11 protein-coding genes are annotated in these 12,846 nt (G+C 66.3%); 6 read left to right on the top strand and 5 right to left on the bottom strand.

Going from position 1 to position 12,846, the window contains the following annotated elements:
* From rplU to ASD82_RS03755, 5 genes are all read left to right on the top strand, one after another.
* A partial coding sequence (rplU, locus tag ASD82_RS03735; protein WP_082585234.1) for a 50S ribosomal protein L21 occupies nucleotides 1–165 on the top strand: 165 nt, incomplete at its 5' end.
* A 19-nt stretch (nucleotides 166–184) separates the two neighbouring features.
* Nucleotides 185–442 carry a 50S ribosomal protein L27 gene (rpmA, locus tag ASD82_RS03740; protein WP_007806105.1) on the top strand — a complete coding sequence of 86 codons (258 nt, stop codon included), beginning with the start codon at nucleotides 185–187 and terminating at the stop codon, nucleotides 440–442.
* 176 nt (nucleotides 443–618) lie between these two features.
* Nucleotides 619–1,698: an Obg family GTPase CgtA gene (gene cgtA / locus ASD82_RS03745; RefSeq protein ID WP_056715621.1), complete on the top strand. Its 1,080-nt coding sequence runs from the start codon at nucleotides 619–621 to the stop codon at nucleotides 1,696–1,698.
* 203 nt (nucleotides 1,699–1,901) lie between these two features.
* Nucleotides 1,902–2,228 carry a cupredoxin domain-containing protein gene (locus ASD82_RS03750; RefSeq protein ID WP_056715623.1) on the top strand — a complete coding sequence of 109 codons (327 nt, stop codon included), beginning with the start codon at nucleotides 1,902–1,904 and terminating at the stop codon, nucleotides 2,226–2,228.
* A 4-nt stretch (nucleotides 2,229–2,232) separates the two neighbouring features.
* A complete protein-coding gene (locus ASD82_RS03755; RefSeq protein ID WP_056715627.1) occupies nucleotides 2,233–3,117 on the top strand; it encodes an FTR1 family protein in 885 nt (294 codons plus the stop codon).
* Here the strand turns inward: ASD82_RS03755 and ASD82_RS03760 are convergent.
* The 5 genes from ASD82_RS03760 to ASD82_RS03780 form a co-directional block, all read right to left on the bottom strand.
* Nucleotides 3,099–4,502: a hypothetical protein gene (locus ASD82_RS03760; protein WP_056715630.1), complete on the bottom strand. Its 1,404-nt coding sequence runs from the start codon at nucleotides 4,500–4,502 to the stop codon at nucleotides 3,099–3,101. The genes ASD82_RS03755 and ASD82_RS03760 overlap by 19 nt on opposite strands.
* Nucleotides 4,502–6,190, bottom strand: coding sequence for a molecular chaperone HscC (locus tag ASD82_RS03765; protein WP_056715633.1), 1,689 nt, complete (start codon nucleotides 6,188–6,190; stop codon nucleotides 4,502–4,504). Before ASD82_RS03765 ends, ASD82_RS03760 begins: the two co-directional genes overlap by 1 nt.
* Nucleotides 6,191–6,232: 42 nt before the next feature.
* Nucleotides 6,233–7,840, bottom strand: coding sequence for a carboxyl transferase domain-containing protein (locus ASD82_RS03770; protein ID WP_056715637.1), 1,608 nt, complete (start codon nucleotides 7,838–7,840; stop codon nucleotides 6,233–6,235).
* A gap of 156 nt (nucleotides 7,841–7,996) precedes the next feature.
* Nucleotides 7,997–8,422, bottom strand: a complete 426-nt coding sequence (locus ASD82_RS03775; protein WP_056715640.1) for a hypothetical protein — start codon at nucleotides 8,420–8,422, stop codon at nucleotides 7,997–7,999.
* 161 nt (nucleotides 8,423–8,583) lie between these two features.
* Nucleotides 8,584–9,768, bottom strand: a complete 1,185-nt coding sequence (locus ASD82_RS03780) for an acetyl-CoA C-acyltransferase (protein ID WP_056715645.1) — start codon at nucleotides 9,766–9,768, stop codon at nucleotides 8,584–8,586.
* A gap of 227 nt (nucleotides 9,769–9,995) precedes the next feature.
* On the opposite strand from ASD82_RS03780, the gene ASD82_RS03785 reads away from it, so the two are divergent.
* Entirely contained in the window at nucleotides 9,996–12,830 is a 2,835-nt protein-coding gene (locus ASD82_RS03785) for an autotransporter serine protease (RefSeq protein ID WP_056715686.1), read from the top strand.
* The last annotated feature ends 16 nt before the right edge of the window (nucleotides 12,831–12,846 follow it).

The raw sequence follows: 12,846 nt of genomic DNA on the forward strand, positions 1-12,846 counted from the left end.
GGCGCGCCGGTTGTAGAGGGCGCCACCGTCAGCGCCACCGTGCGCAAGCACGGTCGTGCCGACAAGATCCGCATCATCAAATTCCGCCGCCGCAAGCATTACAAGCGTCAGCAGGGTCACCGTCAGCATTTCACCGAAATCGAGATCACGGGCATCAACGCCTGAGCAACTGGAGCATTGAGTCATGGCACATAAAAAAGGCGTAGGTTCCAGCCGCAACGGTCGCGATTCGAACCCGAAATACCTCGGCGTCAAGATCTACGGTGGCCAGGCCATCGAAGCCGGCAACATCATCGTGCGTCAGCGCGGCACCCAGTTCCATCCGGGTGTGGGCGTGGGTCTGGGTCGTGACCACACCCTGTTCGCGCTGATCGACGGCACCGTCAAGTTCGCCATCCGTGGCGACAAGAACCGCCGTTTCGTCGACGTCGTCCAGGCGTAAGCCTGTCGCGATGCGATAGCGAAGGCCCCGCCTCGGCGGGGCTTTTCGTTTGCGGCAGGGAATCGGGAATGGGGAATCGGGAATGGTAAAAGCGGGGTTTCCGCAAGTCCCGTACCCTATCCTGATTGCGCGCTCTTCCCATTCCCGATTCTCCATTCCCTATTCCCGGCTCCCCCATGAAATTCGTCGACGAAGCACACATCAAGGTTATGGCCGGTGACGGCGGCAATGGCTGCATCAGCTTTCGCCGCGAGAAGTTCATCCCGTTCGGCGGCCCCGACGGCGGCGACGGCGGCTTCGGCGGCTCGATCTGGCTGGTGGCCGACGAAGGCCTGAACACGCTGATCGACTTCCGCCACCAGCGCAGCTTCAAGGCGAAGCGCGGCGAGAACGGCATGGGCAGCCAGATGTATGGCAAGGGCGGCGAGGACACCACGATCCGCGTGCCGGTCGGCACCATGATCACCAATGTCGACACCGACGAGGTGATCGGCGACCTGACCAGCCACGGCCAGCGCATGCTGGTGGCCCAGGGCGGCAAGGGCGGACTGGGCAATATCCATTTCAAGACCTCGGTGAACCGGGCGCCGCGCAAGGCCACGCCGGGCACGCCGGGCGACGTGCGCGAGCTGAAGCTGGAGCTGCGCCTGCTGGCGGATGTCGGCCTGCTCGGTTTCCCAAATGCCGGCAAGTCGACCTTCATCCGCGCGGTGTCGGCGGCGACGCCGCGGGTGGCGGATTATCCGTTCACCACCCTGCATCCGAACCTGGGCGTGGTCAGCCTGGGCACCGACCAGAGCTTCGTGATCGCGGACATCCCCGGCCTGATCGAGGGCGCCTCCGAAGGTGCCGGACTGGGCATCCAGTTCCTGCGTCATGTGTCGCGCACCAGCCTGTTGCTGCACATTGTCGACATCGCGCCGATCGACGGCTCCGATGTGGCCGGCCAGGTGCGGGCGATCGAACAGGAGCTGGAGAAGTTCAATCCCGAACTGCTGGAGCGTCCGCGCTGGCTGGTACTGAACAAGGCCGATCTGCTGGCCGAGGACGAACGCCAGGCAGCGGCGGAGCAGGTGGTCGCCGAGCTGGGCTGGACCGCGCCGTGGTTCTTGGTCTCCGCGGCCACCCGCGACAACACCATGCCGGTCTGCCAGCACGTGCAGCGTTTCTTCGAGTCCCAGCGCGAGGAAAACCGGGAGCGTACCGACATGCTGCCCAACGACGTGCGCCTGCGCGGGGAACCGCCGCAGGACTGAACCGCGTCGGCTCGCTGCCCTCCATTCCAACCGGGCTCCTGATCCAGATCAGGGGCCCGCTTGCGTTCTGCTGCCAGAATGACGCCCGTCGCCCGCAGCGATGCCAGCCCCGTGCCTTGCCGGACGGCGGGCTTGAATGCGGGCTTTCTTGTCGCCATGGTTGATAATGATTATCAATCAACTTGATGAGGCATGACCAAGCCATGAAAATCCTGATGTCCGCCTTGCTCGCCTTGATGCTGCCACTGCTGGCCAGCGCGACCGACGTGCCCGGCTACACGCTGACCCTGAAAGACCACCGCTATCAGCCCGCGGAGTTGCATATCCCTGCCAATACCCGGGTGAAGGTGGAACTGGTCAACCAGGACCCGTCACCGGAGGAATTCGAGAGCGATGATTTTCCGGCGGAGAAGATCGTGATGCCGAACAGCCGCATCAGCATCTTCATCGGTCCGTTCAAGCCGGGTCGTTACCGCTTCTACGGCGACTTCCACCAACCCACGGCCCAGGGCACGCTGGTGGTGGAGTAGCGCCATGTGGGCCATCGCCTTGCTGGTATTTCGCGAAGTGCTGGAAGCGGCGCTGATCGTCACCGTGGTCGCCGCCGCCACCCGCGGCGTGCCGCGGCGCGGCTGGTTTGTCGGCGGCGGCATCGCGCTCGGCGTGCTGGGCGCGGTGCTGGTGGCGTTGTCGGCCAACCTGCTGGCCGATGCCTTCAGCGGCGCGGGCCAGGAGTTGTTCAACGCGGCCATCCTGATCGCCGCCGTGCTGATGATCGGCTGGCACGTGTTGTGGATGTCCAGCCATGGGCGGGAATTGAGCCGGCAGATGCAGGCACTGGGCACGGCCGTGCACAGCGGCGCGAGTTCGCTTGGCCTGCTGTTGCTGGTGGTGTCCCTGGCGGTGCTGCGTGAAGGTTCGGAAGTGGTGCTGTTCCTGTACGGCATGCGCGCCGGCGGTGCGGATCACCTGTGGGCCGGGCTGACGCTTGGCGTGCTGGCCGGGGCGGCCGTGGGTTTCGGCCTGTATGCGGGCTTGTTGCGGATTCCGTTGCGCCACTTTTTCGGCGCCACCAACGCCATGCTGGTGCTGCTGGCCGCTGGACTGGCCTCCAGCGCCGCACGCTACCTGATCCAGGCCGACCTGCTGCCTGCCTGGGGGCAGCCGTTGTGGGACAGCTCGTGGCTGCTCGGCAACGGGTCGCTGCTGGGCCAGACCGCCCACGTGCTGATCGGTTACGACGCCCGCCCGGCTGGCATGCAGATGGTGTTCTATGCCATGACCTTGCTGGTGCTGTGCTGGGGCGCATGCTTCGTGCGGCGTCAGCAAACGCAGCGGGCAGGAACCGGCACGATGCCTGCGCGCACCACGTCTGCTGACGATGCCTCGTCGAACCTCGGTCAGCGAACGTTGGCCTGACCTCGGGGTTGCCTTCGCAGATCGGCCGTCCATGCCAGCATGGCTGCCGCGGCGACGACATCACCGGACGACACCAGGTCTGCGCCCAGGCCCGCATTCAATACGGCGTGGAGCACCGGAATGGCCAACAGGAGCGCCAGTCGGACGTAGCCCGAATTGAACGCCGCATAGCGGCTCGCGTGGTGGTACCAGTAGCGACGAACCGAAAGCCACAAGGCCGGGGCGATCAGCACGAGTCCGGGACCGTCCTGCCCCAAAGCGCCAAGCACCACGCCGGCACCGCACAGGAGCGGCACCACGTACTTGCGCGCGGCGCGTTGCCGTCCGGCCGGTTCCCGTTCGATGTACCAGAAGACGAGTGCAGACCAGGCCATCCAGAGAGCCCACAGCGCACTCGGCACCATCATGACGCCGACCACGACCAGCATGGGGCGAAGCGCGATTCTGTCGATGCAGAGCAAGCTCAGCAGCGGCGCCAGCACGATGCCAAGCAGCAGCATGCCCACGCTGCGGACGCCACCCAGGATCAGCCGCGGACGAGTGACGCGCTGACGATCTGCAGCGGCCAGCCAGAACCCGAGCTGGGTGCGGTCGATCGTTTCGGGCAGGTCTTCCGGGTGGTTGTCGCTTACCTCGGCGACGAAGTCCGCGATGCGTTCGGGAACGACGACATTCACGCCCAGCCAGAGCACACGCAGCCAGCGGAACGGGCGCTGCAACTGGCGCAGAACCCAATGCGCCCGCCAGCGTTGCAGCGGCGTATGCAGTTCCAGCCGCGCGCCAAGACTTTCTTCGTCGCTGTCCTGCAGTTGCCAGGCCAGTCGAGAACGCCGGGTGAGCTGCAGCATGGCCAGTGGATCGTGGTCGGCCAGTGCGTGATCGAGATCGAAGAAGCGCAGCAGGGCCTCCATGCAGTCGACCGGCATCGGTGGCACCTGTTCATGGAGCTCGTTCAGCAGGTATCGGCCGATCCGTGTCTTGAACTGCAACGACCACAGTTCCTGGCGGCCCGCCAGCCACGCCTGCAGCGCCGCGGCATCGCCGATCGAAGCCTGCGCAAACACGGCGCTGCAGAAGGCGTCCAGGTCGAAACGAGGCGGCGCGGGTGGCTCGATGGCGGCCGGGAGATCCGGTGCGGCCGTGGCTGCCAAGGATGCGGAGGGCAAGGGCAGGGATGGCTCACGCATCGGCTCATGCGATGGTACGGACTCATGGACGGCCGCGGCCCGGTAATGGGCCAGCGCCGCCTGATAGGCGGCATGCAATTGCTGGAACCCTTGCGGGTCGTCGTCGGGGCGGGTGCTGCGAAGCCGCTGGGCATACGCGCGCTTGATCGCGCGTTCGTCGGCGTCGGCGGCCAGTCCGAGCAGCTCGAGCGGCGACATCAGGCCGACTCCAGCGTATCCAGCGCGCGGCCGAATTCGCGGCGATGCTCGCGGATGATCGCCTCGTCCTGGCTTTCCAGTGCGGTGCGGAAACGCGCGATCCATTCCTGCAACTGGTCGCGCGCATGCAGGTGTTCCTCGTACAGGCGCTCGGCGCGGGCCAGCATGGCGAGGTTTTCCTGCTTGCTGCGCGGATGGATCTTCAGATCGTTCAGCGCCACCAGGCGTTCGCGGATCTGCTGCGCGTCGAGCAGGCCGGGATTCTGTTCCAGCAGCAGCTCGTAGCGACGATCACTGGCGTGCACGTGCGCTTCGACCTGCAGCACACCGTTGATGTCGTAGGTGAAGCGCACGGTCACCGCGTTCTCCGCGATCGACAGCATCGGGTCGATGTCCACCGTCAGCTCGCCCAGCTTGATGTTCTTCTCGACCAGCGGGCTCTCGCCCTGATAGACGTCCAATTGCACTTGCCTTTGCCGTTCCTGGACCGGCCAGAACGTCTCCTCGCGGCTGACCGGCACCGTGCTGTTGCGCTGGATGACCGGTTCGAAGAAGCCCGTCACGGCGCGCCACTGTTCGTCGCGGCGCGCCACTTCGGTACCCAGCGAATACGGGCACACGTCGGTGAGGATGATCTCGTCCAGGCGCTGGTCGCGCGACTTCAGCCCAGCCGCGATGCACGCGCCCAGCGCGATGGCCTGGTCGGGGTTTACGTGACGCAGCGGCAACCGGCCGAACATACGCGACACCGTGCGGGCGACCAGCGGCATGCGGCTGGCGCCGCCAACCAGCACGATCTCGTCCAGCTGTTCCGGTTTCAGCCGGGCATCGCGCATCGCCCGTTCCAGCGGCGCGCGCATGCGCTGCACCAGCGGATCGGCCAGCCGGTTGAAGCGTTCCTCGTCGATCTGCCAGTCCAGCTGCCGGTCGCCCAGCGGAAATTCGATGCGTGCATGACCTTCGCTGCCCAGCGTGCGCTTGGCCGCCTCCAGTCGCCGTCGCAGCTGGCCGCGCTGGCTGGCGTCCAGCGCGTCGTCGGCGAGTTTCAGGTCGGCGCGGCAGGTCTGCTCCAGCAGGTCGAGGAAGTCCTCGCCGCCGAGGAAGTTGTCGCCGGCGCTGGCATGGACTTCGACCACGCCCTCGAACATCTCCAGCACCGACACGTCGAAGGTGCCGCCACCGAGGTCGAAGACCAGGAAGCGGGCGCCGTCGGATTGCTCGCGCAGGCCGTAGGCCAGCGCGGCAGCGGTGGGTTCGTTGATCAGCCGCTCGACGCGGATGCCGGCCAGCTCGCCGGCGGCGCGGGTGGCCTTGCGCTGGGCATCGGAGAAATACGCCGGCACGCTGATGACGGCCTCGCCGACCTTTTCCCCCAGCGCCGCCTCGGCATCGGCGAGCAGCGAGCGCAGGATCAGCGCGGACAGTTCTTCCGGACGGAAGCTGTGCGTGCCCAGCCGGGTCTCGCGCGAGGTTCCCATCCAGCGCTTGAAACTGGCTACGCTCATCTGCGGATGGCTGACCAGCCGATCGCGGGCCGGCTGACCGACGATCACGTGGCCGGCCTCATCGACGCTGGCCACCGAGGGCGTGAGGAACTCGCCCAGCGCATTCGCGAACAACCGCGGCCCCGTTTCGTCGTAACAGCCGATCAACGAATGCGTGGTGCCCAGATCGATACCGACAATCATCCCTGACTTCCCCTGTGAAGTCGTTGTACCAGACGGAAAAGCTTACATGCGGAACACGCCGTAACGCTGCGGCTCGATCGGCGCGTTCATCGATGCGGAGATGGCCAGGCCCAGCACCCGCCGCGTGTCGACCGGGTCGATGATGCCGTCGTCCCACAGGCGGGCGCTGGCGTAGTACGGATGGCCCTGACGCTCGTACTGCTCGCGCAGCGGCGCCTTGAAGGCCTCCTCCTCGCCGGCCGACCACTCGCCGCCCTTGGCCTCGATGCCGTCGCGCTTCACCGTGGCCAGCACGCTTGCGGCCTGCTCGCCGCCCATCACCGAGATGCGGGCGTTCGGCCACATCCACAGGAAGCGGGCGCCATAGGCCCGACCGCACATCGCATAGTTGCCGGCGCCGAAGCTGCCACCGATCACCACGGTGAACTTCGGCACGTGCGAGCAGGCCACCGCGGTGACCATCTTGGCGCCGTCCTTCGCGATACCGGCCTGCTCGTACTTCTTGCCGACCATGAAGCCGGTGATGTTCTGCAGGAACACCAGCGGCACGTTGCGCTGGTTGCACAGCTCGATGAAGTGCGCGCCCTTGAGCGCGCTCTCGGCGAACAGGATGCCGTTGTTGGCGACGATGCCCACCGGGTAGCCGTGGATGTGCGCGAAGCCGCAGACCAGGGTCTTGCCGTAGCGCGCCTTGAACTCGTGGAACTCCGAGCCGTCGACGATGCGTGCGATCACCTCGCGGATGTCGAACGGGCGACGGGTGTCCTGCGGGATCACGCCGTACAGTTCCTCGGCCGGGTACTTCGGCTCGACCGGCGCGCGCAGCGCCAGCGGCATGTCCTTCTTGCGGTTGAGATGAGCGACGATGTCGCGGGCGATCGACAGCGCATGCGCGTCGTTCTCGGCAAAGTGGTCGGCCACGCCGGAGATGGACGTATGGACGTCCGCGCCGCCCAGCGTCTCGGCGTCCACCACCTCGCCGGTGGCCGCTTTCACCAACGGCGGGCCGCCGAGGAAGATCGTGCCCTGTTCGCGCACGATGACGGTCTCGTCGCTCATCGCCGGCACGTAGGCGCCGCCGGCGGTGCACGAGCCCATCACCACGGCGATCTGCGGGATGTTCAGCGCGGACATCCGCGCCTGGTTGTAGAAGATCCGGCCGAAGTGTTCCTTGTCCGGAAACACCTCGTCCTGCAGCGGCAGGAAGGCGCCGCCGGAGTCGACCAGGTAGACGCAGGGCAGGCGGTTTTCCAGCGCCACTTCCTGCGCGCGCAGGTGCTTCTTCACGGTCATCGGAAAATAGGTGCCGCCCTTGACCGTGGCGTCATTGGCGACCACCACCACCTCGATGCCGTTGACCCGGCCGATGCCGGTGATCACGCCGGCGGCAGGCGCGTCGCCGTCGTACATGCCATGTGCCGCCAGCGGCGACAGTTCGAGGAACGGCGAGCCGGGATCGAGCAGGGCGCGGATGCGCTCGCGGGGCAGCAGCTTGCCGCGGGCCACATGCTTTTCGCGCGCCTTGGCGCCGCCGCCCTCGGCGCTGCGGGCCAGTTCGCGCTGCAGGTCTTCGACCACGGTGCGCAACTGCTGGCTGCTGGCCTGGAATTCGGGCGAACGCGGATCGATCTGCGATGCAATGACGCTCATGAATGGAAGCTCACGGTCGGGTTCCCGTCGGGGACAAACCATGGATGATAGCCGGCGTTGTGCCGTGACAAAAACACTCCGCGCAGCCGGTTAATCACGGGCCAAAAAAAACGGTCGCACGAGGCGACCGTTTCTTTAATGCAGAACCGAGAGGGATCAGTGACCCTTCATCGCGTCCTTGGCCTTGTCGGCAGCGTCCTTGGCGTTGCCAGCGGCGTCCTTCGCAGCGTCGGCAGCCTTGTCGGCGGCGTCGGCAGCGTTGCCGGCGGCGTCCTTGGCCTGCGACATGGCGTCCTTCGACGCATCGGTGTTGGCCGGAGCAGCGGCGGAAGCCGCGACGGCAGCCTGTGCAGCCTGATCGGCGGCCTGGCCAGCTGCGTCAGCAGCGGTCTTGGCCTGGTCTGCAGCCTGCTCAGTCGCCGGGGTCGGAGCTGCCGCGGCAGCCTGCTGCGCCGTATCGGCAGCCTGCTGTGCGGTATCAGCCGACTTCTGGGCGTCCTGCGCGGAATCCTGCGCGCCGTTGCTGCATGCCGCCAACAGCGCGACGAGCGCGGCGGCGAGTAGGGTACGCGTAAACTTCATGGTGGATCTCCTTTGCCGTGGAATGCCGTTTGGCCGTGTATTAATAACGCTTTCGTGGACATTGCGCCAGATGTTTATGGCGACCCTTCAGTGCGTATTAAAAACAGATTTAACCGGCCGTCATGTGAATATTGCGCGACAGTGGCCGGTCGGCCTCGGGATCAGTCAATGGATTCGATCGCGATGGCGGTCGCCTCGCCACCGCCGATGCACAGGGAAGCCACGCCGCGCTTCAGGCCACGCATCTTCAGCGCGTTCAACAGGGTCACCACCAGCCGCGCACCGCTGGCACCGATCGGGTGACCCAGTGCGCAGGCACCGCCGTTGACGTTGAGCTTGTCGTGCGGGATGCCCAGCTCCTTCATCGGCGTCATCGCGACCACGGCGAACGCCTCGTTGATCTCGAACAGGTCCACGTCGCCGACCTTCCAGCCAGCCTTGTCCAGCACCTTCTGGATCGCGCTGACCGGCGCGGTGGTGAACCACTGCGGCTCCTGCGCATGGGTGGCGTGGGCCACGATCCGCGCCAGCGGTTTCAGTCCCCGCTTGTTCGCGTCGTCGGCGGAAAGCAGCACCACCGCAGCGGCACCGTCGGAAATGCTGGAGGAGCTGGCCGCGGTGATCGTGCCGTTCTCCTTGCGGAAGGCGGGCTTCAACGTGGGGATCTTCGCCACGTCGGAACGACCCGGCTGCTCGTCGGTATCGACCACCACGTCACCCTTGCGGCCGCTCACCGTGACCGGGGCGATCTCGTCGGCGAAGGCGCCGTTCTGCTGGGCCGCCTTGGCCCGGTTGACCGACTCGATCGAGAACGCGTCCTGCTCTTCGCGGGTGAAGTGGTACTTGTCGGCGCACAGTTCGCCGAACACGCCCATCGCCTTGCCGTCATAGGGGTTGGTCAGGCCGTCCCAGGCCATGTGGTCGACCAGCTGGCCATCGCCGTAGCGGATGCCGGTGCGGGCATTGACCATGTGCGGCGCATTGGTCATCGACTCCATGCCACCGGCCACCACCACGTTGGCTGAGCCTGCCTTGATCAGGTCATGGCCGAGCATGATCGCCTTCATGCCCGAGCCGCACACCTTGTTGATGGTGGTGCAGCCGGTGCCGACCGGCAGGTCCGCGCCCAGCGCCGCCTGACGCGCCGGGGCCTGGCCAAGGTTGGCGGGAAGCACGCAACCCATGATCACCTCGCTGACGTCGGCCGGAGCCACGCCGGACTGCTGCAGCGCCGCGCGAATGGCGACGGAACCGAGCTTCGGGGTGGGGACGCCGGTGAACTGGCCGAGGAACGAGCCGATCGCTGTGCGCTTCGAACCGACGATGACGACGCTGACATCCGACATGGACAACTCCGCTTGCAAGACTTTGGTGGGGCGCGAACGCCTGAAAGGAAACTCGCTGATTATCGCAGTCCGCCGGGAAGCTGGGCAAACCGCGACGAATCCTTGAGGCGCAAGGACTTGCGGGTATTTCATTGGAATTTTGTTGTGCGAAGATGCGTGCGGGGACTGCGCCGGGTGGGCTGGCTGCACCGACGGTGGTCAGATCGAAACGCGCGTGCGGGGGCATGATGAACAGACTCGATTCGGTTTTCCGGCGTCGCGAGTTGGCGCTGCTGGTGGCGGTGGCGCTGGGGTTGAGCGCCTGCGGTGGTGGCGGCAACGTCAAGCCGACACCGCCACCGACGGTGCCGAGCTCGCCGCCGCCCACCACCTCGACCAACCAGCCGCCGCTGGATGCCCAGCTTGCGCTCACCAGCACCTACGGCGCGCACAGCCTGGGCTATACGGGCGTCGGCGTGACCATCGGCGTGGTCGACAGCGGCATCATGCGCAATCATCCCGCGCTGGCCGGACGGGTGAAGCAGGAACTGGTCTACGTCGATCCCTCGGTCAACAACACGGCGATCGATGACGTGGTCGGCCACGGCACCTGGGTCTCGCAGATCGCCGCCGGCCAGGCATTCGATCAGTTCCCCGGTGGCATCGCGCCGGGCGCCAGCCTGGTATCCGCGCGAATCATCAGCGATGTCACGCCCAAGGACGACGGCTCGGGGCAGGGCAACGAAGTCACCGCCGCCGATGCCGACTTCTTCGCGCAGACGCTGAACCCGGCGCTGATCAATGCCGGCGTGCAAGTGATGAACAACTCCTGGGGTGGCATCTACTGGGACACCGCGAACGCCAGCATCAACCAGGCATTCGCCCAGGCCTACCAGCCGTTCGTGGTGCAGCATGGCGGGCTGGTGGTGTTTGCCGCCGGCAACGACTCGCGCAGCGATCCCAGCGACATCGCCGCGTTGCCCAGCCTGGCGCCACAACTGGAGGCCGGCTGGTTGGTCGCGGTAGCCGTCGACAGCAATCACCCGACCCAGTTGGCCAGCTATTCCAATGCCTGTGGCAAGGCGATGAATTACTGCCTTGCCGCGCCGGGCGACGTGATCGTCAGCGACAAGGATGCCGTGGCCGGTACCAAACCCACCTACTGGATCGTGAGCGGAACGTCGTTTGCGGCACCGGAGGTATCTGGTGCCGCGGCACTGGTGTGGCAGGCGTTTCCGTATTTCAGCAACGATCTGGTGCGGCAGACCCTGCTGGGCACGGCCAATGACCTTGGCGCACCCGGTCCCGATGCGACGTTCGGCTACGGCATGCTGAATACATTCAGGGCGGTCAACGGGCCAGCCAGGTTCGACTGGGGTGATGTCACGGTGAACTTCAGCGGTACCTCGACCTGGGGCAACGCGATCTCCGGCGCCGGCGGGTTGATCAAGCAGGGGCCGGGCAGGCTCAACCTCTGGGGTGGCAGCAGCACCTATACCGGCCTCACCCAGATCCAGGAAGGTACGCTCGCCGTGGCCGGATTGAGCAGCCCCGTCGAGATCGGCGCGCAGGGCACCTTGATGTCCGGCGACACGCCGCAGAATCCCACCGGCTTCACGGTTTACAACAACGTGACCAACGCCGGCGTCCTGGTGGCAAGTCAGGGCGACGTCTATCTGAGCGGCAACTACGTGCAGCAGGGCAATGGTCGACTGGCGGTATCGCTGGGGTCGCAACTGCACGTCAGTGGCACGGCCACCCTGTCCGGTGGCGACCTGTACGTGTTTGGCGCCAATACCGGCTATACGCTCGACTCGCACACCACGGTCCTGACGGCCAACGGCGGCCTCACGGGCACCTTTTCGGCATTGAACACCGCACCCAGCGTGGTGCTGACCGCCACGCTGGGTTATGACAGCATCAGCGCCTGGCTGGACGTGCAACAGGTGAACCTGAGTCAGATCCAGGGCCTGCCTTACACTGCCGCCAGCTACGGCGCCGCGCTGCGCACGCAGAACGCGTTCGCGCAGATCAACACCCAGTTGCAGGGCGCCAGTAGCGGGACACCCGTCGGCGCCAGCTTCATCGCCGGCGCCGCGAGCCTGCAGCACGCCGTGTCCACCGACGTGATGCAGCATTCGCTGGCCAGCCTCTCCGGCCAGCTGCATGCCGCCAGCGCGGCGATGACGTTCGAGGCGATCGATGCCGGCACGCGGGCGTTGTCCGATCGCTTCGACAGCCTGCTCGACGCACCGACCGTGGGTGGCTGGACGCAGAACCTCGGCTATCACGGCGGCCTGTCGCGCAGCGGCTACGACAGTGTCGGCTACGACCTTGGCGGCTCGCTGGTCGGACAGGACTATCGCGTCGACGGCAACGGCATCGTCGGTTACGCGCTGGGCCAGAGCCAGGGCCTGGGGCGGCTGGCCGAGCGTGCGGACCAGGGTTACAGCCATGCGCTGGAAGCGATGCTGTATGGCGGCGTGATCCACGGCTCGTGGTACACGATGGGTCGTTTCGGCATCGGCAGCTATCGCGAAACCATGCGCCGTCAGCTGCAGCTCGGCGATCAGTTCGCCGGGGTGGCCAGCGACGGCAACGGTCGTTACGGCGTGGCCTATGGCGAAAGCGGCTATCGCATGGCGCTGGGCCGCACGCAGGTCACTCCTTACATGAACCTGCAGTATGCGCAGATCCAGCGCGACGGTTTCAACGAGCGGGGCGCCTACGGATTCGGCCTGAAATCGGCGGCGCAAACCACGGCGCGCTGGCAGGCCGGCGCGGGCCTGCGCGCCACGCGTGACTGGGCCTTGCCCGGTGGCGGCAGCCTCAGCCTGCAAGGCCGCGTGTCGTGGCAGCAGTCGTTCGGCGTGCGCGGCGAAGTGTTCGACGCGAGTTTCAGCGGTATCGATCAGTTCGCTCCGGTCGGTGGCATCGGGCTGTCGCGTTATGGCGGCGTGCTCGGCACCACGCTGGACTGGCGCATAAGCCCGCGCGCAAGCCTGCAGATGGGCTACGACGAGTATCTCGGTCAGCGCCAGCAGGCGAGGATGGCCACGGCGAATTTCCGTCTGGACTTCTGAGCGACACCCGCCGACG

Origin of the sequence: Rhodanobacter sp. Root179, assembly GCF_001428465.1 — a bacterium.
Taxonomy (GTDB): Bacteria; Pseudomonadota; Gammaproteobacteria; order Xanthomonadales; family Rhodanobacteraceae; genus Rhodanobacter.

Bases quoted from the DNA above. Each gene is read 5' to 3' on its own strand.
- rpmA (WP_007806105.1), top strand. From the start codon at position 185: ATGGCACATAAAAAAGGCGTAGGTTCCAGCCGCAACGGTCGCGATTCG.
- cgtA (WP_056715621.1), top strand. From the start codon at position 619: ATGAAATTCGTCGACGAAGCACACATCAAGGTTATGGCCGGTGACGGC.
- ASD82_RS03750 (WP_056715623.1), top strand. From the start codon at position 1,902: ATGAAAATCCTGATGTCCGCCTTGCTCGCCTTGATGCTGCCACTGCTG.
- ASD82_RS03755 (WP_056715627.1), top strand. From the start codon at position 2,233: ATGTGGGCCATCGCCTTGCTGGTATTTCGCGAAGTGCTGGAAGCGGCG.
- ASD82_RS03760 (WP_056715630.1), bottom strand. From the start codon at position 4,502: ATGTCGCCGCTCGAGCTGCTCGGACTGGCCGCCGACGCCGACGAACGC.
- ASD82_RS03765 (WP_056715633.1), bottom strand. From the start codon at position 6,190: ATGATTGTCGGTATCGATCTGGGCACCACGCATTCGTTGATCGGCTGT.
- ASD82_RS03770 (WP_056715637.1), bottom strand. From the start codon at position 7,840: ATGAGCGTCATTGCATCGCAGATCGATCCGCGTTCGCCCGAATTCCAG.
- ASD82_RS03775 (WP_056715640.1), bottom strand. From the start codon at position 8,422: ATGAAGTTTACGCGTACCCTACTCGCCGCCGCGCTCGTCGCGCTGTTG.
- ASD82_RS03780 (WP_056715645.1), bottom strand. From the start codon at position 9,768: ATGTCGGATGTCAGCGTCGTCATCGTCGGTTCGAAGCGCACAGCGATC.
- ASD82_RS03785 (WP_056715686.1), top strand. From the start codon at position 9,996: ATGAACAGACTCGATTCGGTTTTCCGGCGTCGCGAGTTGGCGCTGCTG.